The organism is Nocardia sp. NBC_00508, from assembly GCF_036346875.1.
GTDB lineage: Bacteria > Actinomycetota > Actinomycetes > Mycobacteriales > Mycobacteriaceae > Nocardia.
Genome location: NZ_CP107852.1, coordinates 6,142,845 through 6,168,510, shown reverse-complemented (window position 1 = coordinate 6,168,510; position 25,666 = coordinate 6,142,845). Strand labels below are relative to the sequence as shown.

Sequence of the window (25,666 nt, the reverse complement as noted above, 5' to 3'; positions counted from 1 at the left end):
TCACCTGGCTCGGGGATCAGGCGTTGACCCGGCCGAGGTAGCTGCCGTCGCGCGAGTCGATCCGCAGCTTGTCGCCGGTGTTGATGAACAGCGGAACCTGCACCTCGGCGCCGGTCTCCAGGGTGGCGGGTTTGGTGCCGCCGGTGGAACGGTCGCCCTGCAGGCCGATATCGGTGTGGGTGACCTCGAGCTCGACCGAGACCGGCAGCTCGACGTACAGCGGCGCGCCCTCGTGCGTGGCGACCTGCACGGTCATGTTCTCCAGCAGGAAGCGGGCGCCGCCGCCGATGGTCTCCTCGGCGATGGAGATCTGGTCGAAGGTCTCGCCGTCCATGAAGACGTAGTCGGTGCCGTCGTGGTAGAGGTAGGTCATGTCGCGGCGGTCGACGTTGGCGGTCTCGACCTTCACGCCGGCGTTGAAGGTCTTGTCGACCACCTTGCCGGACACGACGTTCTTCAGCTTGGTCCGCACGAAGGCGGGGCCCTTGCCCGGCTTGACGTGCTGGAATTCGATGATCTGCTGGAGCTGACCGTCGATCTTCAGCACAAGGCCGTTCTTGAAGTCGCTGGTGTCCGCCACTGTCTTCGGATCTCCTCGTTCTACCGCTTGGTCTCGGGCAGACCGGCGTCAGTCGACGACGGTCAAGTCTCTGTTGGTGTGGGTGAGCAGCTCCGGGCCCCCTTCGCGCACCACGAGCGTGTCCTCGATCCGGACCCCGCCGCGGCCGGGAAAGTACACACCTGGTTCGACGGTCACCGCCACGCCAGACAGAAGTGTACCGGTTCCGGTTTTCGCGATTCCGGGCGCTTCGTGGATCTGCAGCCCCACCCCGTGCCCGAGACCGTGCACGAACAACTTGCCGTGCCCGGCGGCCTCGATCACCGACCGCGACGCCGCGTCGACGTCGGCCACCGGAACCCCCGGTCGCAGCGCGTCGCACCCGGCGCGCTGCGCCTGCTGGACCAGCGCGTACACCTCCCGATGCCAGTCGGTCGGCGCGCCGAGCACGTAGGTGCGGGTCATGTCGGAGTGGTAGCCGCCGACCACCGCGCCGAAGTCCAGCTTGACGAAGTCACCCGCAGCCAGCACCGTATCGGTCGGTCGGTGATGCGGGACAGCCGAGTTCGCTCCGGTCGCCACGATGGTTTCGAACGACACCGCTTGGGCGCCGTGCTCGAACATGGCCCATTCCAGATCTCGCGCCACCTGACGCTCGGTGCGGCCGGGACGCAGTCCGCCACGCTCGAGCAGCGCGGCGAGACCGGCGTCGCCCGCCGCGCACGCCGCGCGCAACTGTTCGACTTCGTAGGCGTCCTTGACCATGCGCAACTGCTCGACCAGTCCGGGCGTCGCGACGAGGTCCAGGCCGGTCCGCTGCTCGAGAAAGCCGCGATGATGGTCGACGGTGACGGTATGACTTTCGAAGCCGACCCGGCCGAGCTGCCACTCCCCGGCCAATTGCACGATCCGGCGCGCGGTGGCCCGCGCGATCTCCGCGCGCAGGTCCGGGACCTGCTCGGCGACTTGCGTCCGATACCGGCCGTCGGTGCCGATCACGGTGCGGTCCTCGGCGGTGCGTGTGTCCCAGCAGTGCACGAGCAGCGCCGCGTTGGAACCGGTGAATCCGGTCAGATACCTGATGTTCACCAGATCGGTGACCAGCAGGGCGTCCACCCTGTTCTCCACCAGCAGGCTGCGGAGCGCGCCACGCCGCGCCGCATAGTCGGGCGCGTGGACCTGGTGATCAGCACACATGGGTCAAAACTACCGCCGACACGCCGCAGGCCGACACGCAACACGTGTTCGATGCGCGACCCAACCGGCGTGGTCGCAGGTCACACAACGAAATGCCGTGCCCTCCAGTATATTTCGGCTGCGAAGAGATGACTGCGGAGCACTCGCTGTTCACATTCGCGCATGTTGTGCACATTCAGGCCCGGTACGACTCCTGGGCGCCGACGCGGGGCGAAGGTGGAGGCATGTCCCCCTTCGTGTTCACCGCCCTCGCCACGTGGAGTGCGGCATTGACCGTTCTCGATCTCCGCGAACGACGCCTTCCGAACAGACTGACCGGTTTTGGAGCATTGGCGATACTCGGATATGCCCTGATCACAGGGCAATTCACCGTCGCGACGCTCGGTGCGGTGTTCCTCGCGGGGCCGTATCTGCTGGTGCACCTGGCCGCACCCACCGCGCTGGGCGCGGGGGACGTCAAACTCGCGCTCGGCCTCGGCGGGGCGGCCGCGCTCGGCGGTGCGCAGGCGTGGGTCTGGGCGGCGCTCGGCGCACCGGCGCTCACGGCGTGCATCGCGTCCGTGACGCTGGCCGTTCGGCGCCTGCGCACACCGGGCACCGGAGGCCCGGGTAGCAGCCGACTCACCCTGCCGCACGGACCCTCGATGTGTCTGTCGACGCTGCTGGCACTAATGCCGCCGACGATGGACACGAGCTGAGCTCCACCGTCGCCGCGCCGAAGAGCCTTCCTTCGAAGCCCGGGCAGGACTACCCGGCGAACGAATGGCGAAGCCGGCGAATAGAGCGCAATTCGTCGGTACCATCATTCGCAGGCAACGACTTCCCCGAGCAGCTGCTCGAGCTGCGGTAGCGAGGTGCGGCCCCTCGGCGAGTTGCCCTCGAGTGCGCCAGGACAGCGATGCAGCGTCGAGAAGGAGCCGCCGAGTGAATCCGAGGCATCCATCGCGGAGGCCGATCGTCGCGGGAACCGACGGGTCTGCCGAGTCGATCGTCGCGGTGCGCTGGGCGGCACAGACCGCCGCTCTGCACGACGCGCCCCTGCACATCCAGCTCGTCATGGAGTCGTCACTGGGCCCCGATACCGACGATCCGCCGCGCCCGGCCGCACTGCTGCGAGTGCGGGAAGCGGATGAGGCGATCGAACGCGCCGCCGAAGCCGCCGAAGCCGCCGCGCACGTGGTCCGTGATATCGCCATCGGCACCGAGATCCGCACGGCGCACATCGCCACCGCCCTGATCGAGCGCTCCAGGAACGCGGCGATGCTCGTAGTCGGCACGCGCGGCGTCGGCCGGATCCAGCGCGTGCTGCTGGGATCGGTGAGCACGGCCGTCGCGCGAGACGCGGACTGCCCGGTCGCGGTGGTGCCCGCCGAGACGCCGCTGTGGGACCGGGCGAGCACCCGCCCGGTCGTCGTCGGGGTGGACGGTTCGAGCGCCGAGCAGGCCGCCATCGAGGTGGCGGTGACCGAGGCGTCCCTGCGCGGGGTCGAGCTGGTGGCGGTGCACACCTGGGGCGAGATCGAGCCGCTGGCGGCGACCGGCACCGACTGGACGGCGCTGCGTCGGACCGAGGAAGCGGTGCTGGCCACGAGCCTGGCCGGATGGCAGGAGCGGTTCCCGGAGGTGGCGATTCAGCGTGAGGTCGTCCGCGACCGTCCGGAACGCCGCTTGCTCGAACGCTCGCGCGACGGCCAACTGCTCGTCGTGGGCAACCGCGGTCGCGGTGTCTTGAGCCGCCTGCTGTTCGGCTCGGTCAGCGAGGCACTGCTGCGGTCGGTGGATCGCGCCATCGTCATCGCGCGCTGACCGCCCGTGCCGCGCGCTCCGGCCTGCCGTCGGCGTGCGCGTCGTCACGCCGGGCCGAGTTCCGGAGCACGGGCGCCGACATGGGAAGATGGACCACGTGCTGCGTTGGATAACTGCCGGAGAATCCCATGGTCCCGCTCTCGTCGCCATCCTCGAGGGAATGGCGGCAGGCGTCGAGGTGACGTCCGAGGAGATCTCCACGCAGCTGGCGCGCCGCAGGCTGGGATACGGGCGCGGCGCACGGATGAAGTTCGAGGCCGACAAGGTCACCGTCGTCGGTGGTGTGCGGCATGGACGCACGATGGGCGGCCCGGTCGCCATCGAGGTGGCGAACTCCGAGTGGCCGAAGTGGGTCACGGTGATGTCGGCCGACCCGGTGGATCCGGCCGAACTCGCCGAGCTGGCGCGCAATGCTCCGCTGACCCGGCCCCGCCCCGGGCACGCCGACTACTCGGGCATGCTCAAGTACAACTTCGACGACGCCCGCAACGTGCTCGAGCGGGCCAGCGCCAGGGAGACCGCGGCCCGCGTGGCGGCGGGCACCGTGGCGCGCAACTTCCTGCGCCAGGCGTTCGGCGTCGAGGTCGTCTCGCATGTCGTTTCGATCGGCACCGCACAGAACACCACGGGCATCGTGCCGACCGCCACCGACCTCGCCGCGGTGGACGAGAGCCCGGTGCGCGCGTTCGACAAGGATGCCGAGGCGGCGATGATCGCCGAGATCGAGGCGGCAAAGAAGGACGGCGATACCCTCGGCGGCGTGGTCGAGGTGATCATCGAGGGCCTTCCGGTCGGCCTCGGCTCGTTCACCAGCGGCGAGAACCGGCTGGACTCGCGTCTCGCGGCCGCGCTCATGGGCATTCAGGCCATCAAAGGCGTGGAGGTCGGCGACGGCTTCGAAACCGCACGCCGCCGCGGCAGCCAGGCGCACGACGAGATGCGGCCCGGTCCCGACGGTGTGCTGCGCTCCACCAACCGCGCGGGCGGCTTGGAGGGGGGCATGACCAACGGCGAGGCCCTGCGCGTGCGCGCCGCGATGAAGCCGATCTCCACGGTGCCGCGTGCGCTGTCCACGGTCGATATGACCACCGGAGATGAGGCCGTGGCCATCCACCAGCGCTCGGACGTGTGCGCCGTGCCCGCCGCGGGCGTGGTCGCCGAATCCATGGTTGCCCTGGTCGTCGCGCAGGCCGCGCTGGAGAAGTTCGGTGGCGACTCGCTCACCGAGACGGTCGAGAACATCACCAGCTATGTCAAGCGCATCAGCACCCGCCCGCACGTGCCCACGGACAGTCGGTCGCAATGATCGTGCAGACCGATCCACGCGCCCCACGCGTGGTGCTGGTCGGACCGCCGGGAGCGGGGAAGTCCACGATCGGCCGCAAGCTCGCCAGGGAACTCGGCGTCGAGCTGTACGACACCGATGCCGGCATCGAGCGCGAGACCGGTCGCACGATTCCGGAGATCTTCGCCGAAGACGGTGAGCCGGAATTCCGCAGTATCGAGGAGCGGGTGGTGCGCCGCGCCATCCTGGCCGAGCGCGGCGTCGTCTCGCTCGGCGGCGGCGCCGTGCTGTCCGCGGACACCAGGGAGCTGTTGCGCAACCGCACCGTCGTCTACCTGGAAATCAGTGTGGCCGAGGGCCTGCGGCGTACCGGAGCGAGCACGCAGCGGCCGCTGCTCAACGGCGCGGATCCCGGCACGAAGTACCGCGAGCTGATGCGCACCCGCCGCCCGCTCTACCGTGAGGTGGCCACCGTCCGGGTGCGCACCGACGGCCGCAGCCCGGGCCGGGTGGTACGAATGATCATGTCCAAGCTCGGCATGGAACCGGCGGAGCCCGCCTCGGCCGAGCCGGATCTCCGGCTGCCCAGCCAAATCCCGCAGGGCAGAAGCCGATCCCGGGACCGGCGCCGCGCCAGAGCCAGAACGGCCGCCCGGCGCAGGGCCGCGGAGCAAGACGAGACCACCGATACCGCGTCCGATTCCGCGCCGGAACCCGGCCGCACCACAACCGCTCGTGTCGGTCGCGCCCGCAGGGGAAGCGCCACGAGCGAACCCGACGCCCCGGACGGGGCGGGTACCGGTGACCCGTCAGCAGGCGGCCGAACCAGGCGCGCCCGCACACGCCGTGCCCGCGCCAGGGCACGGCAGCAGTCGACAACAGCACCAACAGAATCGGAGCAAGCCACGTGACAGAGCCGAGTCGTCTCGAAGTCCGGACCGCCGACCCGTACCCGGTGATCATCGGCCGCGGGCTGCTCGGCGAACTCGTCGAATCGGTCGCCGGGGCGACCACGGGCGTGCGCACCGTGGCGATCTTCCACCAGCCGCCGCTCGCCGAGACCGCCGAGGTGGTACGGAAGGCGCTGGCCGACACCGGCATCGACGCCCACCGGATCGAGATCCCGGATGCCGAGGCGGGCAAGGACCTCGCCGTCGCCGGATTCTGCTGGGAGGTGCTCGGGCGCATCGGCTTGACCCGCAACGACGTCGTGGTCAGCCTCGGTGGCGGCGCGGCGACCGACCTGACCGGTTTCGTCGCCGCCACCTGGATGCGCGGCGTGCGCATCGTGCACGTGCCCACCACCCTGCTCGCCATGGTCGACGCGGCGGTCGGCGGCAAGACCGGCATCAACACCGAGGCGGGCAAGAACCTCGTCGGCTGCTTCCACGAACCCGCCGCCGTGCTGGTCGATCTGGCCACCCTGGAAACGGTGCCGCGCAACGAGATCGTGGCGGGCATGGCCGAGATCATCAAGGCCGGTTTCATCGCCGACCCGGTGATCCTCGACCTCGTGGAACGCGACCCGGAGGCCGCCATCGACCCGACCGGTGAGGTGCTGCCCGAGCTGATCCGCCGCGCGATCCAGGTGAAGGCCGACGTCGTCGCCGCCGATCTGAAGGAGTCCAGCCTCCGCGAGATCCTCAACTATGGCCACACCCTCGGCCACGCGATCGAGCGGCGGGAGCGCTACCGCTGGCGGCACGGCGCGGCGGTCTCGGTCGGTCTGGTGTTCGCCGCCGAACTCGGTCGCCTCGCGGGCCGTCTCGACGACGCCACCGCCGACCGGCACCGCGCCATCCTGTCCGCCGTCGGGTTGCCGACCAGCTACGACGCCGACGCCCTGCCCCAGCTGCTGGACGCCATGCAGACCGACAAGAAGACCCGCTCCGGCGTGCTGCGCTTCGTCGTGCTCGATGGCCTGGCCAAGCCCGGTCGCCTCGAAGGCCCGGATCCGACCCTGCTGGCGGCCGCCTACTCGGCGATCGCCCGCGAGGACAGCCCGAGCGGCGGCGCGGTCCTGCTGTAGATCCGCAGGGCCTCGGAGATACGACAACGGCGCGCCCGGGTACCGGGCGCGCCGTTTGGTTCGTTGGATCAGATCGCGCTGCCCGCGGCGGAGTACATCGCCGGCGGGGTAGAGCGTTTCTTGCCCTTCTGCCGCTCGGCCAGCATCCGGCCGATGCCGACGCCGATCAACGCGGGCACGAAGATCAGCAGGATGATGAACGACGCGCCCGCCGTGGCTTCGAAGAGCAGGCCGTTGTCACCGAGATCGAACCGGGGAACCAAGTCCAGGATCCAGGCGACCAGACCGCTGCCCACACCTCCCGCGACCGCGGCTTTCAGCCACAGCATGGTGAGATCGGCGCCTCGTTCCGCGTCCCCACTGGCCGCGCGGTCCCTGCGGCCGTCCAGCACACCCCAGGACACGATGGCCGCGACCAGCACGATCAGGCACAGGAGGCGCATCAGTGCCCCGTGTGTCGGCCAGTACACCATCGCGAACCCGAGCGCGGCACGCAGCGCCACCACCAGCGCGCCGAGCACGACGGCCCGCAACAACCAAGCATTCATGCGGAACACCATAGCTGTGTTTTTTGGCGGCGCCTATGGCGCTGGGTCTCAGTTGGACGGAACCCAAAGGTCGTACCGGCCACTACCGTCATTTCGCGGAACGCACCGCGCCCGATCATTCCAGAGCGGCGCGTCCTTCAGGCAGCTCGCCAGCGAGACGTTCGACGCCGAAGACACGCATTGGAACCCCCAGCTCGGCTGCGCCGATGCGCAGGCATCGGCTTTTGCCACTGGCTGTCCGCCGAACCCGAACCCGAACGCAGACGCGGCGATCGCCATCGCGGCGGCGACTCCGATTCGAATGAACATAATGCTCCCCTCCCGTTGAAATGCATTGGACGACAGCATAATACAGGCGGTCACGGCAGCGGAAGAGCATGGAGGCACCGGTGCTACAGGCCCTCGTCCAGCGCCTCCGCCATCTCCGCGCGCGGCGCAGGCCGCCCGGTGAACTGCTCGACCTGCCCGTATGCCTGGTTCAGCAGCATCTGCAATCCGCTGACGACGGTGTGGCCCGCACGTTCGACGGCCTCCGCCAGCGGGGTGGGCCACGGGTTGTAGATCGCGTCGAGCACCACCGGGGCCTCGGCCACCGCGGGGGCGACGACCGCGGCCGCTGTGGCGGGAATGGTGCTGACCACAGCGCCTGCCGCCGCACAGACCGCCTGCAGGGGCCCGGCCTCGAAGGCTGCCAATGCGGCGATCATTCCGAGCCGCTCGGCGAGTTCCAGCGCGCCGCGCGCCCGGCCCGGGTCTCGCGCGACCACGGTGACCGTCTCGGCGCCCAGCTCCGACAACGCCAGTAGCGCGGGCCGCGCGGTGCCTCCTGCTCCCAGCACCACGCCCTCGGTCAGCTCCTCGACCCCGGCGCCGCGCAGCGCGCCGAGCACGCCGTCTACGTCGGTGCAGTCGGCGCGCCAGCCGCTTCCGGTGCGGACCAGCGTGTTGGCCGATCCGACGAGCACGGCACGTTCGGTGCGCTGGTCCGCGTAGGCCAGTGCCGCTTCCTTGCCGGGCATGGTCACCGAAAGCCCGACCCATTCCGGCCCGAGCCCGTCCACCAACCCGGGCAGCTGCTGGGCCGAGCATTCGATGCGCTCGTAGCTCCAGTTCAGCCCGAGCGCGCGATACGCGGCCAAGTGCAGCTGTGGCGATCGCGAGTGCGCGATCGGCTTGCCGAGCACCGCCGCCTTGCGGCTATCGGCCACCGGGGTCCTTGGAACTGTCGAGAATCCCGCTGCGCTGCGCCCGTGCGATCAGGCGCAGATGCTCCTGATAGTCGTCGGTGAACAGGGTGGTGCCCTGCTTGTCGACAGTGACGAAGTACAGCCACGGCCCCTGCTCCGGATTCTCCATGGCACGCAACGCGTTCAACGACGGCGCGGCGATCGGGGTCTGGGGCAGGCCACGCATCGCATAGGTGTTCCATGCAGTTTCCTGGGCGCGGTCGGCGTCGGTGGTCGCCACCTCGGTGCGATCCAGGGTGTAGTTCACCGTCGAGTCGAACTGCAGCATCTGATCGACCCGCAGCCGGTTCACGATCACCCGTGCCACCTTGCCCATGTCCTGGGGTTTCGCCTCACGTTCCACCAGCGATGCGGCGATCAGCGTCTCATACGGCGTGAGTTTCGTGTCGGCGCCGGACTGCAGCAGTCCGGTGGATTCATAGCTCTTCGCGCTCGCGGCCACCAATTGCTTCAGGATCTGTTCCGGTGTGCCGCTGGGATCGAAATCCCAGGTGCCCGCGGCGATAAGGCCTTCCAGCTGCCTCGTCCGCTCCGGACAGTCCTTGACACCCTGCATCGCCCACGCGGGCACCCCGAGCGCGGACAGGTCCAGGCCCGCGCCCGCGGCATCGAGCTGTTCGTAGGTCACGCACTTCTGGTCGGCGCCGGTGCCGATGCAGCTGGCCTCCGCGATCTTGCGGTAGATGCCGTCATACCTTCCGCCGGTGCTCATGTCGTGCTGGTCGTGCAGCAGCCGTCCCTCGGAGACAACCAGGTTGCCGACCCTGGACTGCTTGCCGACCAACGTGGCCGCCGCCTCCGCGGCCGGGCTGCGGCTGGGGATGGCGTAGAAGCCGGGCTGCACCGTGCTCATGCTCGAATTGCGTACGGCCGCTTCGTAGAACGCCCCCGTACTCGCGACGACACCACGCTCGACCATGGTCGCGGCGATCTGCTGGGCGGTGTCACCCGGATGCACCTGCACCACCACCAGCGGTCCGGCCGGGCCGGCGTAGTCGTCCGGGGCGCCCAGGCTGTCGACCAGCTTCATTCCCGCGAAGACCGCCGCACCGGCGAACAGCAGAACGAAGACGCCTGCGAAGACCCATAGGTTCCTGCGCCGCCGCTTCCGCTCGGCCGCCTTGCGCGACGCAGCGCGGGAACCCCTGCCGCGCCGCGGCCGGGTGGTGCGCTCCGGTTGCCGGGTGGTGCGCTCTGGTTGGACGCGCTTCGGGCGGCGCGGCGTCTCCTGTCCAGCGGTGCTCGTCCGCTGACCGCCGCGCCGCGGGGCGGGCGGTGGCGGCGCGGGTGGCTCGTCGTCGTCATCGACGTAGCGCGGGATGACCGCGGTGTCGTCGTCGTAGTCGTCGTATGCGTCGTCGTGCCCGGCCCAGGCCCGCTCGTCTCTGCGGTAACGCCGATCAGCTTCGCGCTGTCGGAACAGTTCCTCGGCCCGCGCCCACCGATCCGTCATGCATCGTCTCCGGACGACGCAGAACGTCCCGCTTCCACCGACCTCAACACCGCACTCCGTTCGTCCAACCATCCTTGCAGGATCGACACGGCCGCCGCCTGATCGATTACCTGCCGCTGGCCACGCGCGCGAACTCCACTGTCCCGCAATGCACGTGCAGCTGACACCGTAGTCAAACGTTCGTCGGAAAGCCGGACCGGCACCGGCGCGACGGCGGCCCGCAATCGCTCAGCGAATGCGGTGGCCAGCGTAGCGGCGGTGCCCTTCTCCCCGCGCAATGTTCGCGGTAATCCCACGATGACCTCGACGGCTTCGTATTCCCGCACAATTTCGGCAATTCTCCCGATGTCGGGTGTAGGGGCCGTGCGCTGCCGCTGTTTCGCCCGCGGCACGGTCTCCACCGGCGTGGCGAGAATGCCGTCGGGATCGCATGCGGCGACCCCGATCCGGACAGAGCCGACGTCGACCCCGATCCGTCTGCCTCGACCGGGATCGGTGGCGGGATGCGGCCGGTCGGCGCCACGCCGCGCCGACCGCTCCGCTTCTTCGGGGTCGCCCATCACCCGGCTAGTTCAGCCACCCGCGCGCGGACCGCGGCCAGGCCCGCCGGAATGCCCGACGGATCCGACCCGGCGCCCTGCGCCATCTCCGGCTTACCGCCGCCGCGCCCCGCGATGCTCGGACCGAAGCTGCCGACCAGATCCCCGGCCTTGATGCCGAGTTCTTGGGCAGACTTGTTCACGGCGACCACGAACGGCACCTTGCCGTCGGCGTTGCCGAGCAGTACCACCACGGCGGGCTCACTGCCGAACCGGCCGCGGATATCGGTGGCCAGCGTCCGCAGATCGCCCGCGGGCACCCCCTCGGGCGCGGCGACGGCGACCAGCAGCAGGCGACCGATCCGCTCGGCCTGCTCGACGAACGTGCCCGCCGAGGACAGCACCGCGGCCATCTTGGTGCGCTCGAGCTCCTTCTCGGCCGCCTTGAGCCGCTCCACCAACTGCTCGACGCGCCCGGGCACCTCGTCCGAGGGCACTTTCAGCGCGGAGGCCACACCGGCCAGCAGGGCACGCTCCTTGGCCAGGTACTTGTAGGAGTCCAGGCCGACGAACGCCTCGACACGGCGCACGCCGGAGCCGACCGACGACTCACCGAGCACCGTGATCGGGCCGATCTGCGAGGAATGCTGCACGTGCGTACCACCGCACAGCTCCATGGAGAACGGGCCGCCGATCTCCACCACGCGGACCTCGTTGCCGTAGTTCTCGCCGAACAGGGCGAGCGCGCCCATCTGCTTGGCCTTCGGCAGGTCGGTCACGAAGGTGTTCACCGGGAAGTCGGCGCCGACCGCATCGTTGGACACGGCCTCGATATCGGCCTTCTGCTGTTCGGACAGCTGGCCCTGCCAGTTGAAGTCGAAGCGCAAGTAGCCCGGCTTGTTCAGTGAGCCCGCCTGCACCGCGTTCGGGCCGAGCACCTGCCGGAGGGCGGCATGCACCATGTGCGTGCCGGAGTGGCCCTGGGTGGCGCCGCTGCGCCAGGCCGGGTCGGCCTGCGCGAGCACCACATCGCCCTCGGTGATCTGGCCGTGTTCCACCGTGGTCTTGTGCACCCACAGCTTCTTGGCGATCTTCTGCACGTCGTTCACGCGCAGCTTCAGGCCCGAGGAGGCGGTGATGGAGCCGCGGTCGGCGATCTGGCCACCGGCCTCGGCGTAGAGCGGGCTGCGATCCAAGATCACTTCGACGTCCTGGCCCACGGTCGCGGTCGGCACCCGCACGCCCTCGGCGATCAAGGCGAGCACGGTGGCTTCGGAGGTGAGCTCGTCGAAACCGGTGAACTCGGTGGCGCCGCGGTCGACCAGTTCCTTGTAGATCGTGAGGTCGGCATGAGCGTGCTTGCGGGCCTGGGCGTCTTCCTTGGCCCGCTGGCGCTGCTCGGCCATGAGCGAGCGGAAGCCCTCCTCGTCGACCGACAGTCCGGCCTCGGCGGCCATCTCCAGGGTCAGATCGATCGGGAAGCCGTAGGTGTCGTGCAGGGTGAACGCGTCCGACCCGGCGATCGTCGTGCCGCCCTCGGACTTGACCGCGGCGGCGGTGTTGTCGAACAGGGTGGAGCCGTTGTTCAGCGTCTTGAGGAACGCCGTCTCCTCGCCGACCGCGACGGTCTCGATGCGGCGGAAGTCGGTGGCCAGCTCCGGATAGGAGGGGGCCATCAGATCGCTGACGACCTTCATGAACTCGCCCATCACCGGCTTCTCGGCGCCGAGCAGGCGGGCCGAGCGCACGATGCGGCGCAGCAGGCGGCGCAGCACGTAGCCGCGGCCGTCGTTGCCCGGGTTCACGCCGTCGGAGATCAGCATGGCGGCGGTGCGGGCGTGGTCGGCGATCACGCGGAAGCGCACGTCGTCCTCGTGCTGCACGCCGTAGGAACGACCGGTCAGCTCCTCGGCCTTGTCGATGATCGGGCGCAGCAGGTCGGTCTCGTAGACGTTGTCCACGCCCTGCAGCAGCAGGGCGATCCGCTCCACGCCCATACCGGTGTCGATGTTCTTCTTCGGCAGCGACCCGACCGGCGGGTGACCCAGCTTCGGGCTCAGCTCACCGCGGATGTCCTGCATGAAGACGAGATTCCAGATCTCGAGGTAGCGGTCCTCGTCGGCGACCGGGCCGCCGTCGCGGCCGTGCTCTGGTCCGCGGTCGTAGTAGATCTCCGAGCAGGGACCACCTGGGCCGGGCACGCCCATGTCCCAGTAGTTGTCCTTGCCGTCACGGAACTGGATGCGTTCATCGGGGATGCCCGCGACGCGCTTCCAGATCTCGGCCGTCTCCGGGTCGTCCTGGTACACGGTCACCCAGATCCGCTCGGGATCGAATCCGTAACCGCCTTCGTCCTGCGGCTTGGCGATCAGGTCCCAGGCGAGGGTGATCGCCCCCTCCTTGAAGTAGTCACCGAAGGAGAAGTTCCCCGCCATCTGGAAGAACGTGTTGTGCCGCGTCGTGACGCCGACCTCTTCGATATCACCGGTGCGCACGCACTTCTGCACGCTGGTCGCCCGCGGGTAGGGCGGTGCCTCCTGACCCAGGAAGTACGGCTTGAACTGGACCATGCCTGCGTTGACGAACAGCAGGTTCGGGTCGGCCAGGATCAGCGAGGCACTCGGCACCTCGGTATGGCCGGCACGGAGAAAATGGTCCAGGAAACGCCGTCGGATCTCGTGGGTCTGCACAGATATCCAGCCTACCGGTGCGGCGCACTCGAATATTCATCGACCGGGCGTGCCCGTGACCGGTCAGCGAACCCAGCCCTGCAGTGGCTCGGTGTCGAATGAGACCCCCACCGGATCCGGCAGCTCGACCGTCTTGCCGAACCGATACCGATTCGTACTGGTGTACACGCCGTCGTCAGGGTGGCTGAACACGACGGACTCACCGCTATCCCGGTCGATTAGCAGGTACACGGGTATGCCCGCTTCAGCGCATGCGGCCGGTTTCTCGACGCGATCGCGCCGGTCGGTGTCCCGGTCGTAGGAGGTGACCTCGACGACCAGCAGTATCGGCGCTGGATCGACCCAGTTTCCCTGTCCGGTGAAGGACCCGTCCGGTGCCAGGACACCGTCGGCTCGAGCACGGCCGTTGCGGTACCTCTCGACCTTCAGATCGATTTCCTGATACAGCCAGAACTCGCCTCGGAGTGGGAGAAGCTGTCGCGCGATCCAGCGAACGATCTCGCAATGATCCCCATCCGGCACAGCCTTGACCCCCAGCTTCCCGTACAGAAACTCCAGTGTGACCGTCTCACCCGAATGGCGGGCGAGATGTTCGAACTCCTCGACCAGCATTTGAGGTCGCTCCACCATGGCCGTCACCAGGTCCTCCCGTTCTGCTCGGCCGGACGGTGAATACACCGATCATGCAGCCGTACGCTACTCGTCGGGCATTCCCGATCCAGTTTGCCCTGGGACCAGCCGTATTCGGCGAACGCCGTCGCGCGGCTCCACGACCTCACGTATCCCGGACGATACGGCGAAGTTTCTGTACGCGGGGACCGATCTCGCGTTCGTGGCCGTGGTCGGTGGGGTGGTAGTAGTCGACGCCGACCAGTTCGTCGGGCGGGTACTGCTGGGCGAGCACGCCGTCCTTGTCGTCGTGCGGGTACCGGTAGCCCTGGGCGTTGCCGAGTGCGGCCGCGCCCGGGTAGTGACCGTCGCGTAGGTGCGGCGGTACCGCGCCCGCCTTGCCTGCCGCGACGTCGGCCATGGCCGCGCCGATCGCGGACACCACGGCGCCGGACTTCGGTGCGGTCGCCAAGTGGATCGTCGCCTGCGCAAGCGCGAGCCGCCCCTCGGGCAGGCCGACCAGCTGCACCACCTGCGCGGCGGCGGTGGCCGTCTGCAACGCCATCGGATCGGCCATGCCGATGTCCTCGCTCGCGTGGATCATCAGTCTGCGCGCGATGAAGCGCGGGTCCTCGCCCGCGCTCAGCATCCTGGCGAGGTAGTGCAGCGCGGCATCGACATCCGAGCCACGGATGGACTTGATGAACGCGCTGATCACGTCGTAATGCTGATCGCCTGCGCGGTCGTAGCGGACCGCGGCCTTGTCCACGCTGGCCTCGACCAGGTCCACGTCGACGGTGCCGTCGAGCGAGGATTCGGCCGAGGCTTCCAGCGCAGTGAGCGCCCGCCGGGCATCACCGCCCGCGATCCGGACGATGTGGTCGAGCGCGGCGTCGGTGACGGTGTACGCGCCGTCGAGCCCACGTGGGTCGGTGGACGCGCGGGTGAGCACCATGCGGATGTCCGCTTCGGTGAGCGAACGCAGTTGCAGCACCAGCGACCGCGACAGCAGCGGGGACACTACCGAGAACGACGGATTCTCGGTGGTCGCGCCGACCAGTAGGACGATCCGGTTCTCCACCGCGGCGAGCAGCGCGTCCTGCTGGGTTTTGGAGAAACGGTGCACTTCGTCGATGAACAGCACGGTCTGCTCGCCCGCCGACAACCTGCGCCGCGCCATGTCGATGACCGCGCGCACCTCCTTGACCCCGGCCGAGAGCGCCGACAGCGCCTCGAAACGACGGCCGGTCGCCTGCGAGATGAGCGAGGCGAGGGTGGTCTTACCGGTGCCGGGCGGGCCGTACAGCAGCACCGACGCCGCACCGGAGCCCTCGATCAACCGGCGCAGCGGAGAACCGGGACCGAGCAGATGCTGCTGCCCGACCACTTCCTCCAGTGTGGCGGGACGCATACGCACCGCCAGCGGCGCACCGGCGTCCCGGCGCACCACCGCATCGATCGAGTGCTCCGGAGACACCGTGGCGCCGGGCACGTCGAACAAGCCATCGCTCACGGAAAAGTACGTTACCGAGCCCCACCGACGCGTCCCATTCCGGAGCGGGGCAGTTCGGCCGATGACCACTTCAGAACTCGGCGCGGCCCGGACTACCGCTGTGGAGTTCGCGATCTTTTCGCCCCGTCCGGTCGGTGTGGGTCGGGCCCGGTCTCGGCGAGCCGAGTTGCGTGACGCCGGTCCTTCCGATGTGATCAACACCCGTGACTGAAAACATGGTTGTTTCAGATCCCGCGTCCCTCGGGCGATTCGCCAGGCGCGCCCTCCTGCGCGGCGGCGCGGCAGCCGCCACCGCCACCGCCGTCTTCGGCGCCGGACGCGCGGGCGCCGGGACACCGGTATTCCGGCACGGCGTGGCCTCGGGCGATCCGCTCCCCGGCGGCGTGATCATCTGGACCCGCGTCACGGTCTCCGACGACGCGACGCCCGGCTCCGGCCTGGGCGGCCCGGCGAGCGTGCGCTGGGAGGTCGCCGCGGACGAGCGGTTCGCCTCGGTCACCGCATCCGGCACGGCCACCGCCACCGCGGATTCCGATCACACCGTCAAGATCGACGTCTCCGGTCTCGCGCCGGGGGTCGAATACTTCTACCGCTTCAGCGCGCTCGGCGAGACCTCGCCGATCGGCCGCACGAAGACCGCGCCCGCCGCCGCGGGCTCCCCCGAACGCCTCAGGTTCGGCGTGGTCTCCTGCTCGAACTGGGAAGCCGGCTACTTCGGCGCCTACCGTCATCTGGCCGCGCGTTCCGACTTGGACGCGATCGTGCACTTGGGCGACTACATCTACGAGTACGCGCGCGGCAGGTACAGCAGCGGCAACGGCGCCGTGCGACCCCATGACCCGGCCAACGAAATCGTCAGCTTGGCCGACTACCGCATTCGTCACGCGCAGTACAAGACCGATCCGGACCTGCTCGACCTGCATGCGACTCTGCCGTTCGTCTGCACCTGGGACGACCACGAATCCGCCGACAACTCGTGGTCCGGCGGCGCGAACAACCACGACCCCGCGACCGAAGGCAGCTGGACGGACCGGCGAGCCGCCTCCGCGCAGGCCTACCTGGAGTGGATGCCGGTCCGCGCGGCCGGATCCGGCGCCGACGCGCGCATCTACCGCAGGTTGCGCTTCGGCACCCTGGCCGAACTGACCATGCTGGATCTGCGCAGCTATCGCGACCAGGAGGCGAAGCCGGGAGCGGGTTGGCGCGAAGTCGACAACCCGGCGCGCACGCTCACCGGGAAGGCGCAGATGGAGTGGCTGACCGCCGGCTTGGCGTCGGCGCCGGTGCAATGGAAGCTGGTCGGCAATTCGGTGATGGTCGCCCCGTTGGTCTTCCCGCCGTTGGAACCGGCCACCACGGCGGCGATCACCAGCACGATGGGTATTCCGCAGTCCGGCCTCTCGCCGAACGGCGACCAGTGGGACGGCTATACCGCCGATCGCACCCGCCTGTTCCGCGCGATCGTCGAGCAGCAGATCTCCGACGTGGTCTTCCTCACCGGCGACATCCATTCCTCCTGGGCGGCGGACCTGCCCGTCGACGCGGCGAACTATCCGGGCGGCGCCACGGTGGGCGCCGAGTTCGTCGTGCCGTCGGTGACCTCGACCAGCATCGGTGACATGCTGCGGGCGAACGCCACGCCGATTGCCGAATCGATCAAGTCGGTCAACCACCATCTGCGCTATGTCGAACTGGATTCACACGGCTATGGCGTACTCGAGGTCACCGCGGATCACGCGCAGATGGACTGGTACTACCTGCTGAACGTGGCCGACCCGAATTCCGCTGCGCGCCACGGCGCTTCGTTCGCCGTCCGCTCGGGCGGCCGGATCGAGCCGGGACAGATCCCCCTCGGCTGACGGTCGGTCCCGCGGCTCGATGCCAGCGGGGACATTCGCCTCTCCGTCGAGTGGTGGAGTCTTCCGGAGACCTACTCCGACCAGCGCTCTTCCAGCATCGCCGAGACGTCCTCGGCGAAGTCGCCGACGATGTCGTCGCCGATGCACCGGGCGTCCTCGGCGAGCGCGGCCCAGCGGTTGATCAGGGCCGCCGAGCGCGGCACGGACAGTCCGTGCTCCCTGGCGGCCGCGATACGCGTGTGGTCGGCGGGCAGGAACCAGTAGGTGGACAGCCATACCCAGATCAGCCGGGCTTCGAGGATGCGCTCGGCGAGCAGTTCGTCGTCGGCCAGCGCGGGCCACACGCCCACCACCTCCGAACGCCATGCCTCCACCATCTGCCCGGCGCGCTCGCGGGAGAGTTCGAGATCGCACAGGCAACCGGGGAAGGACACCAGCGCGTAGGCGATGTCCAGGGTGGCGTCGCGGAACCCGCCCCACTCGTAGTCGAGGAAGCGAGCACCCTCCTCGTTCAAGATCACGTTGTCCGGGCACAGGTCCGAGGGGCTGAACGCCCGGAACCGTCCCGCGGAGTACAGCCGGTTCCCGCGCACGATCCGCTCGGCGACCTCACCGGGTACCTCGATGCCCAGTTCGCGCTGCAGCAGCCCGGGCACCTCGGCGATCGCCGTCTCGGCCTGCTGCGCGATGCCGTCCACCCGGTGCACCACCTCGACCCGCCGCAGCAGCGCGACGAAGTCCGCCTCGCGGCCGACGGTGGCGGCGTGCATCCGGCCCAGCGCCTGCGCGAACGCCATCAGCGCGTTGCGGGTGGCCGGCTCGGCGCCGGACCGCAGCACGGCGGTCAGCAGGGAGTTCTCGCCGAGATCGCTGAGAATCAGCAACCGGTCGGGGAGGCTGTGGGCGATCAGGTACGCGCCCGGCCGCTGTTCTCGGCTGAGCGCTGTGGTGAACTGATAGGACACGGCCTCGCGGAGAAACGCGGAATCGATGCTGGCCACGCCGGGCGCCAGGCCGCCGGTGCGGCGATCCTGCGCAGACCCGCGGACCTGCTTGACGATCAGGGTTCGCGGCAACGAGAAGGCGTTCTCCGATACACGCACGCGTAGGACCGTCGTCCTACCACTACCGCTGAGTTCGATCGGATCGCTCAGCTTTACCGGAGCACCCATTCGCTTTGTGAGCAACTGTTGCGCTGCGGACACGACTTCGGCGGCGCGTTCGGCCAATAGTGCGGTCATCGCCTCTCAAGCTACTCGCATCGGGTCACTTCTAGCGAGCGGTTACACAACCTTTCCGCGTCGCTCGGCGTGTCTTCGTCAAGGTCGGAGGGCGGAAGCCGGTCGCTTGACACGTTTACACCCGTCAGGTTTTCTCATCGTCAACTGCCCTGCGCCACATCGCAAACCAGTTGAGTGGAAAGGTCTCCGCATGACCGAAACCCCGCCTCCCGCACCGAAATCAGCCGGCGGTGCCGCTTACCCCGACGACCAGCGCTTCACGGCACAGCCAGGGCAGCACGAGAGCCCGGACCCCCATGCACCGGGACCAGGGACCGGCCAGGCGCGCCACGAGATGGCAGGGCCGGCCGGATACCCGCAGTTCGAAGGCCCCGGCGCCGCGCAATACGGCAGCGAACCACTGGAACCGCCCCCGTCGGTGGGCGCACCGCACCCCAGCTATGGCCAACCAGGCACCGGACCGGGTTGGACGCCGTCCGGCGACGCGGCACCGCAGCAGCCGGTCTACGGCTACCAGCAGGCCCCCGCCGGTCCCGGCACACTCGACGTGGGCCAGGCGCTCAGCTACGGCTGGGCGAAGTTCCGGGCCAATCCGGGGCCGTGGGTCGGGGTGACCGCGGTGGGCCTGGTCATCTATCTGGCGTTCCTGCTCGTCGTGCAACTCACCGACCCGACGACGATGTTGCCGCTGCTGCTCATCTTCCTGGCCATCATGGCCGCGGTGTGGGTGCTGCAATCGGCCATGGTGCGCGGAGCGCTGTACGAAACCGACGGCACGCCACCGCCATTCGGCGCGTACTTCCGCTTCTTGAACGCGGGGAACGTGCTGCTCACCGCGCTGCTGGCGTTCCTGCTCACCTTTCTCGGCTCGGCGATCTGCCTGATCCCCGGTCTGATCGCCGGCTGGCTGTGCATGTTCTCGCTGCACTTCGTCGTCGATCAGGATCAGGGTCCGTTCGAGGCGCTGAAGTCCAGCTTCAGCCTGGTGGTCGCCAACGCCTGGCAGGTGCTGCTGCTCGCGCTGGCGGTGCTGGTGGTGACCTTCCTCGGGCTGCTGCTGTGCGGTCTCGGCCTGCTGATCGCGGGCCCGGTCGCCGCCGTCGCGGTGACCTACGCCTACCGCATGCTCACCGGTGGCGCCGTCGCCGCGCGGTGAACCGGCGCTCACCCGACCGGTGAGCGCATCCCGGTCCGGCGCTCGAGCACGATGCTCGGGCGCGGCCTCGCCGTCCGCGGGGCCGACGCTCGAGCACGTTGTTCCCGGCCACGACGATCGCCGCCGGGCCATCGCACGCTGACCCATTCCGCCGAAGTCGCTGCGACACAACGGCGAATCCGGCCTCCGGCTCGGTGCGATGGTTACTGCGCGGCGGTCGCGCCCTCGCCCTTCTGCCGGCCCGGCTCGACGTCCAGCCCCGCTTCTTTGCGCTGCAGCTCGGTGATCGCCGCGGGTGCGTCGGTCAACGGGTCGACGCCGCCGCCGGTCTTCGGGAACGCGATGACCTCGCGGATCGAGTCCTCGCCTGCCAGCAGCGCGGTGACCCGGTCCCATCCGAAGGCGATGCCGCCGTGCGGAGGGGCGCCGAAGGCGAAGGCGTCGAGCAGGAAGCCGAACTTCTCCTGCGCCTCCTCATGGTTGATGCCCATCACCTTGAACACGCGTTCCTGCACGTCGCGCCGGTGGATACGAATCGAGCCGCCACCGATCTCGTTGCCGTTGCAGACGATGTCGTAGGCGTAGGCCAGCGCGGAATCCGGGTCGATGTCGAAGGTGTCCAGCGATTCCGGCTTCGGCGAGGTGAACGCGTGGTGCACCGCGGTCCAGGCGGAATGGCCCACCGCCACGTCGCCGCTCGCGGTCGCCTCGGCCGTCGGCTCGAACAGCGGCGCGTCCACGATCCAGACGAACGCCCAGGCGTCCTCGTCGATCAGCCCGACCTTGCGGGCGATCTCGACGCGCGCCGCGCCGAGCAGTGCGCGCTGTGCCTTGGCCGCACCCGCCGCGAAGAAGACACAGTCACCGGGCACCGCACCCACGTGCTTGGCCAAGGCCTCGCGCTCGGCGTCGCTCAGGTTCTTGGCGACCGGCCCGCCCAGCGTGCCGTCCTCGTTCACCAGGACATACGCCAGACCCTTCGCGCCGCGCTGCTTGGCCCACTCCTGCCAGGCGTCGAGCTGGCGCCGCGCCTGGCTCGCGCCGCCGGGCATGACGACCGCGCCCACGTAAGGCGCCTGGAACACCCGGAACGGGGTGTCCTTGAAGAACTCCGTGCACTCGGTGATCTCGACACCGAAACGCAGGTCGGGCTTGTCGGTACCGAAGCGGCGCATCGCCTCGGCGTAGGTCATGTGCGGGATCGGTGTGGGGATCTCGTAGCCGACCAGCTTCCACAGCGCGACGAGGATCTCCTCGGCCAGCAGGATCACATCCTCCTGGCGCACGAAACTCATCTCGATGTCGAGCTGAGTGAACTCCGGCTGGCGGTCGGCACGGAAGTCCTCGTCGCGGTAGCAACGCGCGATCTGGTAGTACCGTTCGATGCCGCCGACCATGAGCAACTGCTTGAACAGCTGCGGGCTCTGCGGCAGCGCGTAGAAGCTGCCCGGCTGCAGGCGGGCGGGCACCAGGAAGTCGCGCGCGCCCTCCGGGGTGGAGCGAGTCAGTGTCGGCGTCTCGACCTCGATGAATTCGTGGCGAGCCAGCACCTCGCGAGCGGCCGCGTTGACCTTCGACCGCAACCGGATGGCGTGCGCCGGAGCCTCACGGCGCAGATCCAGGTAGCGATGCTTCAGGCGCGCCTCCTCGCCGGGCTGCTCGTCCAGCTGGAACGGCAGCGGAGCGCTCTCGTTCAGCACCTCGAGCTCGGTGACGTTGACCTCGACAGCGCCGGTCGGCAGCTCCGGGTTCTCGTTGCCGCTCGGGCGCGGTTCCACGGTGCCGGTGACGCGCACGCAGTACTCGGCGCGCAGCCGGTGCGCGTGCTCGGCCGGTTCGCCTTCGCGGAACACCGCCTGAGCCACGCCCGAGGCGTCGCGCAGATCGATGAAGATCACCCCACCGTGGTCACGCCGCCGCGCCACCCAGCCGGTGAGAGTGACGGTCAGACCGGCATGCTCGCTTCGCAGCGAACCAGCCAAGTGGGTGCGCAGCACGGGATTCCTTTCGACGACTCCGGCACCGGCGCGGTGTGACCAGGTGCGGGTCCATCGTAGTGAGACATATTCGACGAGTGGAAACCGATATCACCACACCCGTGCCAAGCTGTATCCGGAGTGCAGGACCGCAGGCCCGTCTGACCGAGAATTACGGACAACGAGGAAGCGACGACGATGACCTTCAACGAGGGCATGCAGATCGATCCGGATCGGGTCTCGTCCGGCGGTGGCCCCGGCATGGGTGGCAAGCTCGCGCTGGGCGGCGGTGCGGGCGGACTCATCGTGCTGGTGCTGACCCTGCTGCTGGGCGGCGACCCCGGCTCCGTTCTCGGCAACTTCACCGGCGCGCCCGATCAGAGCCAGACGCAGCCGGGCACTGCGGGCACGCCGAGCCACTGCAGGACCGGCGCCGACGCCAACAAGTACCTCGACTGCCGGGTGGCGCTCACCGCACAGAGCCTGGACGCCGTGTGGTCGGCCGAACTGCCGAAACAGACCGGCAAGCGCTACGTGGAGCCGAACGTCGTGCTTTTCTCCGGTGCCGTTTCGACCGGCTGCGGCAACGCCACCAGCGAGGTGGGCCCGTTCTACTGCCCGGCCGACCGGACCGCTTACTTCGACACCAGCTTCTTCCAGGACTTGGTGGACCGTTTCGGCGCCAGTGGCGGTCCGCTCGCGCAGGAGTACGTGGTGGCGCACGAGTTCGGCCATCACATCCAGAACCTGCTCGGCGACATCGGCCGTGCACAACGTGATCCCCGCGGCCCGCAGTCCGGCGCGGTGCGCACCGAACTGCAGGCCGACTGCTATGCGGGCATCTGGGCGCATTTCGCGGACGAGCTGCCTGCGCCCGGAGGCGGCCAGCCGTTCCTGCGGCCGCTGTCGGACAAGGACGTCAACGACGCGCTCTCGGCGGCCGCGGCGGTCGGTGACGACCGCATCCAGCGCGCGGCGCAGGGCAGGGTGAATCCCGAAGCGTGGACGCACGGTTCCTCCGAGCAGCGGCAGAAATGGTTCCTCGCCGGCTACCGAACCGGTCGGGTCGACGCGTGCGACACCTACTCGGCGCCGGACCTGAACAATCCGCCCGCGCCGCGCTGAGCCGCGGGCCGTGACCTACGGCCGAACCCGCCCCCCTTACGGCAGGAGCGGATTCGATCGACGACCCAGCAGGCCGGTTCCCACGGCGGGGCGGCGCGCTGTCATGATCGACGGCAGTTCACCTGTGCCGCAGGCGAACATGGACAGCACCGGAAGATGGGATCGATGCGAGGAACGAAAGCCGTTCTGCTGGTTGTGATGCTGACACTCGGGGTGGCCGCGGGCACCGCCTCGGCCGACCCGGCGGCCGACCGGCCCAGCGCGCTACCGCCGATCGCGGCGCCGCTGGCGCTGTTCACCCTGACCACCATCCCGGACAGCTGGCAAATCCGGAGCGATCTACGCCCGCAGCTGGAGATCTTCGCCGACGGCCGGGCGGTCAGCAGTCCCGACGCCGTTGCCGCCGACCGTCGCCCGGAGACGCCGCCGCAGCGGATCGAGGGCCATATCCCACCCGAGGCGCTGAGAGCCGCAGTGGCCGAGACCGCCGCGCTGGCCACGGCGGATCTCGGTATGCCGAGGGCCGCCGACCAGAGCAGCCGGATCATCGACTACATGCCCGAGCCTGCGGGACAGGACGTGCACCTGATCGTGTACGCGCCCGAGACCACCGACGGGCTCGGCGCCGACCAGCAGGCCGCGCGCAAACGCTTCGCCGACCTCTACAAGAGACTGCTCGACGCGTTCGTCCCGGACAACTGACGACCGCACGCTGCTCGGCCCGAACCGATCGTCGCCGTCCGGGCCGAGTTCAGCGCGGTAAATCCTTGCACCGGGTTAGAACTGGTCCTGTTCGTAGTCGGAGCTGATGATCTCGTCCGAGTGCGTCGCGCCGATGACGTCTGGCGTGGACTCCCCCAGCGGACCGGTGAGATCGTCGTTGCCGGTGGGGCTCAGGTAGGGCTGTACCGTGCGCGAGTGTTCGTCGTCGTCGTTCCGTTGCCCCGCCGCGGCGGCCGGGCCACCCATGAAGCTGTTGGCTCCGGTCGCGGTGGTGCCCGGCGTGCCGGCGCCGAACGGCGTGCCGGGGATACCGGTGACCGGGCGGATCGGCGCAGCCGGGGTGCCGGGCAGGCCGGTGGGCTTGGGCACCGAGGGCGTGCTCGGGGTTCCCGGCCGTCCCGGGCTGCCGAGCAGTCCGCTGGGCGCACCGTGATTGGTGCTCGGGCTCGGCGTTGCGTGTACCGACGAGGGCGTGGTCGCAGGGTTCAGCGTTCCCGGCGCGGCGGAGTCCAGGCCCGCGGCTTTGGTCGCGGTGTCGGCCGCGGTCGACTGCGCCTGCTCCAGGATCGGCTGGCCGACGTTCTGCGCCAGCGCCTGCGCGGCCTCCTGTGGACCCGGTCCGACCAGCTGCTGCACCATGCCGCCGAGTTCGGCGGTCTTGCCCGCGAGATCCCCGCGGGTGGCGTTGACCACGCCGACGGCGTGGCCGAGGTGATCGGTGGCCGACGCGATCAGCGTGGCCTGCGCGGGCGGGGTGAGGATCACCGGGGCGAGCGCGGTCGCCTGGGTGGCGAACGAGGAGGCGATGCCGAGCAGCTGCGCGTTGCCCTGCTGCACCACCGCCGCGGCGCGCTGGGTGAGTTCGGAGATATCGATGCCACGCTGGCTGGTCTCCTGGCCCTCGACGTTCGCCTGCTGGCTGGTGGCCTGGGCGCTGCGGGCGGCCTGGCTCTGCCACACCTGGTCGACCGCGGCCATGCTGCCCTTGCCCACCTGCATGGCCATCTCGATGACTTGGGAGGACTGGCTGAGGATCGCGGTGGGATCCAACGCGCCGAGGATGCCGGAGCCGAAGCTGCCGAGCAGGTCCAGAATCGGCTTCATCAGCACGTCCACGCCGGGCAGTGCGGGCAGCGCGACGCCCTGCATCAGAGCGGCGACCGGATCGGCGGGCAGCGGTGGCAACGCGGCTGCGGCCTGGTTCACCGCGGTGGCGATCGAGCTCGGCGCGTCGCCGAGCCCACCGCTCAGCACGCCATCGGCTCGGTCGAGCGCGGCTCGGACCACCGGCGCGGCCGCGGCGTTCACGTCGCCGAGCAGCGCGGACACCTCGTGCGGCACGCCGGGCGGATCCTCGCCGCTCGGAACGCCGTTCAGTCCGGGCAGACCGGCGGGAACCCCGCCGAGCGACTGCTGATCGTCGGAGATCTTGCGCGACAACACGAATGCGGGCGGCTCGATCGGCGGCAGGTCCTCGGGCAGCTGCGGCAGCGGCAGGTCGAGCACCGCCTGAACCGGTGAACTCTGCAACGCGTCCAGCACGGTCTGCTGGCCGATGGCGACATTCTGCTCGGCCGCGTGCGTGATGGCCTGCTCTTCCGGCGCGATGACGCCGCTGTCCAGCGGTCTCATACCGCTCCCCCGATCTGGCCCGTAACCGACCCGAGTGCGCCCGCGTTGGACCAGTCGATGGCGTCGTAGGCCGCCGCGGCGCTGAAGGCCGATTCCGAGAGCTTGGCGTATTTGGCCGATAGATCGTTGATGTCCTTGGCCTGCAACACCTGCGCGGCAGCGAACATCGCCAGATAGTCCGCGCCGATCAGACCGAACACCGGAACCAGCGCGGCAACGTTCTTCAACGCGTCGAAATTGCCCGCCCCTGCCAGATCACCGGCGATACCCGCGTTCGTGGCGGCGAACGCCCGGACCGCTTCGGTCTCTACCGAGAGATCACTCATCGAGTTGCCCCCCAAATCGTCGTGAACATACGTCATGAACTTCGTCGTGACCGGTCCCGCTCCCTGCCGAATCGGCAAGGGCCGCTATCGGTTGCGCTCAATATAGCGGACGGTACCGGCAAGTTTCGAGCCCGAACGCGCAGCCCGACGCGG

The 25,666-nt window shown here is 69.3% G+C and carries 21 protein-coding genes and 1 pseudogene; 9 read left to right on the top strand and 13 right to left on the bottom strand.

The window, feature by feature from the left end; genetic code table 11:
- Window positions 1-16: 16 nt before the first annotated feature.
- Both efp and OHA40_RS27720 read right to left on the bottom strand, forming a co-directional pair.
- Window positions 17-580 (bottom strand): elongation factor P, encoded by a 564-nt coding sequence (gene efp / locus OHA40_RS27725; RefSeq protein ID WP_330229786.1) that lies wholly within the window; start codon window positions 578-580, stop codon window positions 17-19.
- Window positions 581-628: 48 nt separating this feature from the next.
- Complete coding sequence (locus tag OHA40_RS27720; RefSeq protein WP_330229785.1) at window positions 629-1,756, bottom strand: M24 family metallopeptidase; 1,128 nt, start codon at window positions 1,754-1,756, stop codon at window positions 629-631.
- A gap of 224 nt (window positions 1,757-1,980) precedes the next feature.
- Here OHA40_RS27720 and OHA40_RS27715 point away from each other — a divergent pair, with 224 nt between their 5' ends.
- The 5 genes and pseudogenes from OHA40_RS27715 to aroB all read left to right on the top strand — a co-directional run bounded on the left by OHA40_RS27715 (window position 1,981) and on the right by aroB (window position 6,876).
- Window positions 1,981-2,454, top strand: a complete 474-nt coding sequence (locus tag OHA40_RS27715) for a prepilin peptidase (RefSeq protein ID WP_330229784.1) — start codon at window positions 1,981-1,983, stop codon at window positions 2,452-2,454.
- 226 nt (window positions 2,455-2,680) lie between these two features.
- A complete protein-coding gene (locus tag OHA40_RS27710; protein ID WP_330229783.1) occupies window positions 2,681-3,562 on the top strand; it encodes a universal stress protein in 882 nt (293 codons plus the stop codon).
- 97 nt (window positions 3,563-3,659) lie between these two features.
- Window positions 3,660-4,868 carry a chorismate synthase gene (aroC, locus tag OHA40_RS27705; protein WP_330229782.1) on the top strand — a complete coding sequence of 403 codons (1,209 nt, stop codon included), beginning with the start codon at window positions 3,660-3,662 and terminating at the stop codon, window positions 4,866-4,868.
- A pseudogene (locus OHA40_RS27700) lies at window positions 4,865-5,383 on the top strand (shikimate kinase); the annotation flags it as partial. The gene aroC and the pseudogene OHA40_RS27700, both read left to right, overlap by 4 nt.
- 371 nt (window positions 5,384-5,754) lie before the next feature.
- On the top strand, window positions 5,755-6,876 hold the full coding sequence (gene aroB / locus OHA40_RS27695; RefSeq protein WP_330229781.1) for a 3-dehydroquinate synthase: 1,122 nt from the start codon (window positions 5,755-5,757) through the stop codon (window positions 6,874-6,876).
- 68 nt (window positions 6,877-6,944) lie between these two features.
- Here the strand turns inward: aroB and OHA40_RS27690 are convergent, their stop codons facing one another.
- From OHA40_RS27690 to OHA40_RS27660, 7 genes are all read right to left on the bottom strand, one after another.
- Window positions 6,945-7,424, bottom strand: coding sequence for a B-4DMT family transporter (locus OHA40_RS27690; RefSeq protein ID WP_330229780.1), 480 nt, complete (start codon window positions 7,422-7,424; stop codon window positions 6,945-6,947).
- Between the two features lie 392 nt (window positions 7,425-7,816).
- Entirely contained in the window at window positions 7,817-8,632 is an 816-nt protein-coding gene (locus OHA40_RS27685; RefSeq protein WP_330229779.1) for a shikimate dehydrogenase, read from the bottom strand.
- Window positions 8,622-10,124 carry an endolytic transglycosylase MltG gene (mltG, locus tag OHA40_RS27680; protein WP_330229778.1) on the bottom strand — a complete coding sequence of 501 codons (1,503 nt, stop codon included), beginning with the start codon at window positions 10,122-10,124 and terminating at the stop codon, window positions 8,622-8,624. The genes OHA40_RS27685 and mltG overlap by 11 nt, the downstream gene beginning before the upstream one ends.
- The gene (gene ruvX, locus OHA40_RS27675) at window positions 10,121-10,684 is read right to left on the bottom strand and encodes a Holliday junction resolvase RuvX (protein ID WP_330234406.1); all 564 of its coding nucleotides are present in this window, start codon (window positions 10,682-10,684) and stop codon (window positions 10,121-10,123) included. Before ruvX ends, mltG begins: the two co-directional genes overlap by 4 nt.
- Window positions 10,684-13,353, bottom strand: a complete 2,670-nt coding sequence (gene alaS, locus OHA40_RS27670; RefSeq protein WP_330229777.1) for an alanine--tRNA ligase — start codon at window positions 13,351-13,353, stop codon at window positions 10,684-10,686. The genes ruvX and alaS overlap by 1 nt, the downstream gene beginning before the upstream one ends.
- A gap of 63 nt (window positions 13,354-13,416) precedes the next feature.
- A complete protein-coding gene (locus OHA40_RS27665) occupies window positions 13,417-13,983 on the bottom strand; it encodes a Uma2 family endonuclease (protein WP_330229776.1) in 567 nt (188 codons plus the stop codon).
- Window positions 13,984-14,128: 145 nt separating this feature from the next.
- Window positions 14,129-15,475: a replication-associated recombination protein A gene (locus OHA40_RS27660; protein WP_442943825.1), complete on the bottom strand. Its 1,347-nt coding sequence runs from the start codon at window positions 15,473-15,475 to the stop codon at window positions 14,129-14,131.
- A gap of 215 nt (window positions 15,476-15,690) precedes the next feature.
- Here OHA40_RS27660 and OHA40_RS27655 point away from each other — a divergent pair, with 215 nt between their 5' ends.
- Window positions 15,691-17,334: an alkaline phosphatase D family protein gene (locus OHA40_RS27655; protein ID WP_330229775.1), complete on the top strand. Its 1,644-nt coding sequence runs from the start codon at window positions 15,691-15,693 to the stop codon at window positions 17,332-17,334.
- Between the two features lie 71 nt (window positions 17,335-17,405).
- Here the strand turns inward: OHA40_RS27655 and OHA40_RS27650 are convergent, their stop codons facing one another.
- On the bottom strand, window positions 17,406-18,575 hold the full coding sequence (locus tag OHA40_RS27650) for a phosphotransferase family protein (RefSeq protein ID WP_330229774.1): 1,170 nt from the start codon (window positions 18,573-18,575) through the stop codon (window positions 17,406-17,408).
- A 190-nt stretch (window positions 18,576-18,765) separates the two neighbouring features.
- Between OHA40_RS27650 and OHA40_RS27645 the strand changes: the two genes are divergently transcribed.
- Window positions 18,766-19,731 (top strand): hypothetical protein, encoded by a 966-nt coding sequence (locus OHA40_RS27645; protein ID WP_330229773.1) that lies wholly within the window; start codon window positions 18,766-18,768, stop codon window positions 19,729-19,731.
- A gap of 203 nt (window positions 19,732-19,934) precedes the next feature.
- Here the strand turns inward: OHA40_RS27645 and aspS are convergent, their stop codons facing one another.
- Window positions 19,935-21,728, bottom strand: a complete 1,794-nt coding sequence (gene aspS / locus OHA40_RS27640; RefSeq protein WP_330229772.1) for an aspartate--tRNA ligase — start codon at window positions 21,726-21,728, stop codon at window positions 19,935-19,937.
- Between the two features lie 177 nt (window positions 21,729-21,905).
- Between aspS and ypfJ the strand changes: the two genes are divergently transcribed.
- Together ypfJ and OHA40_RS27630 are read left to right on the top strand one after the other, a co-directional pair.
- Complete coding sequence (gene ypfJ / locus OHA40_RS27635; RefSeq protein WP_330229771.1) at window positions 21,906-22,832, top strand: KPN_02809 family neutral zinc metallopeptidase; 927 nt, start codon at window positions 21,906-21,908, stop codon at window positions 22,830-22,832.
- A 165-nt stretch (window positions 22,833-22,997) separates the two neighbouring features.
- Window positions 22,998-23,534, top strand: coding sequence for a hypothetical protein (locus OHA40_RS27630; RefSeq protein WP_330229770.1), 537 nt, complete (start codon window positions 22,998-23,000; stop codon window positions 23,532-23,534).
- Window positions 23,535-23,609: 75 nt separating this feature from the next.
- Here the strand turns inward: OHA40_RS27630 and OHA40_RS27625 are convergent, their stop codons facing one another.
- A complete protein-coding gene (locus OHA40_RS27625; RefSeq protein WP_330229769.1) occupies window positions 23,610-25,187 on the bottom strand; it encodes a hypothetical protein in 1,578 nt (525 codons plus the stop codon).
- On the bottom strand, window positions 25,184-25,513 hold the full coding sequence (locus tag OHA40_RS27620) for a type VII secretion target (RefSeq protein WP_330229768.1): 330 nt from the start codon (window positions 25,511-25,513) through the stop codon (window positions 25,184-25,186). The genes OHA40_RS27625 and OHA40_RS27620 overlap by 4 nt, the downstream gene beginning before the upstream one ends.
- Between the last annotated feature and the right edge of the window lie 153 nt (window positions 25,514-25,666).

What these genes read in the sequence shown, in the direction of transcription:
- OHA40_RS27720 (WP_330229785.1), bottom strand. Translation starts at nt 1,756, where the DNA reads ATGTGTGCTGATCACCAGGTCCACGCGCCCGACTATGCGGCGCGGCGT.
- OHA40_RS27715 (WP_330229784.1), top strand. Translation starts at nt 1,981, where the DNA reads ATGTCCCCCTTCGTGTTCACCGCCCTCGCCACGTGGAGTGCGGCATTG.
- OHA40_RS27690 (WP_330229780.1), bottom strand. Translation starts at nt 7,424, where the DNA reads ATGAATGCTTGGTTGTTGCGGGCCGTCGTGCTCGGCGCGCTGGTGGTG.
- mltG (WP_330229778.1), bottom strand. Translation starts at nt 10,124, where the DNA reads ATGACGGATCGGTGGGCGCGGGCCGAGGAACTGTTCCGACAGCGCGAA.
- ruvX (WP_330234406.1), bottom strand. Translation starts at nt 10,684, where the DNA reads ATGGGCGACCCCGAAGAAGCGGAGCGGTCGGCGCGGCGTGGCGCCGAC.
- OHA40_RS27665 (WP_330229776.1), bottom strand. Translation starts at nt 13,983, where the DNA reads ATGGTGGAGCGACCTCAAATGCTGGTCGAGGAGTTCGAACATCTCGCC.
- OHA40_RS27655 (WP_330229775.1), top strand. Translation starts at nt 15,691, where the DNA reads ATGGTTGTTTCAGATCCCGCGTCCCTCGGGCGATTCGCCAGGCGCGCC.
- OHA40_RS27650 (WP_330229774.1), bottom strand. Translation starts at nt 18,575, where the DNA reads ATGACCGCACTATTGGCCGAACGCGCCGCCGAAGTCGTGTCCGCAGCG.
- OHA40_RS27645 (WP_330229773.1), top strand. Translation starts at nt 18,766, where the DNA reads ATGACCGAAACCCCGCCTCCCGCACCGAAATCAGCCGGCGGTGCCGCT.
- ypfJ (WP_330229771.1), top strand. Translation starts at nt 21,906, where the DNA reads ATGACCTTCAACGAGGGCATGCAGATCGATCCGGATCGGGTCTCGTCC.
- OHA40_RS27630 (WP_330229770.1), top strand. Translation starts at nt 22,998, where the DNA reads ATGCGAGGAACGAAAGCCGTTCTGCTGGTTGTGATGCTGACACTCGGG.
- OHA40_RS27625 (WP_330229769.1), bottom strand. Translation starts at nt 25,187, where the DNA reads ATGAGACCGCTGGACAGCGGCGTCATCGCGCCGGAAGAGCAGGCCATC.
- OHA40_RS27620 (WP_330229768.1), bottom strand. Translation starts at nt 25,513, where the DNA reads ATGAGTGATCTCTCGGTAGAGACCGAAGCGGTCCGGGCGTTCGCCGCC.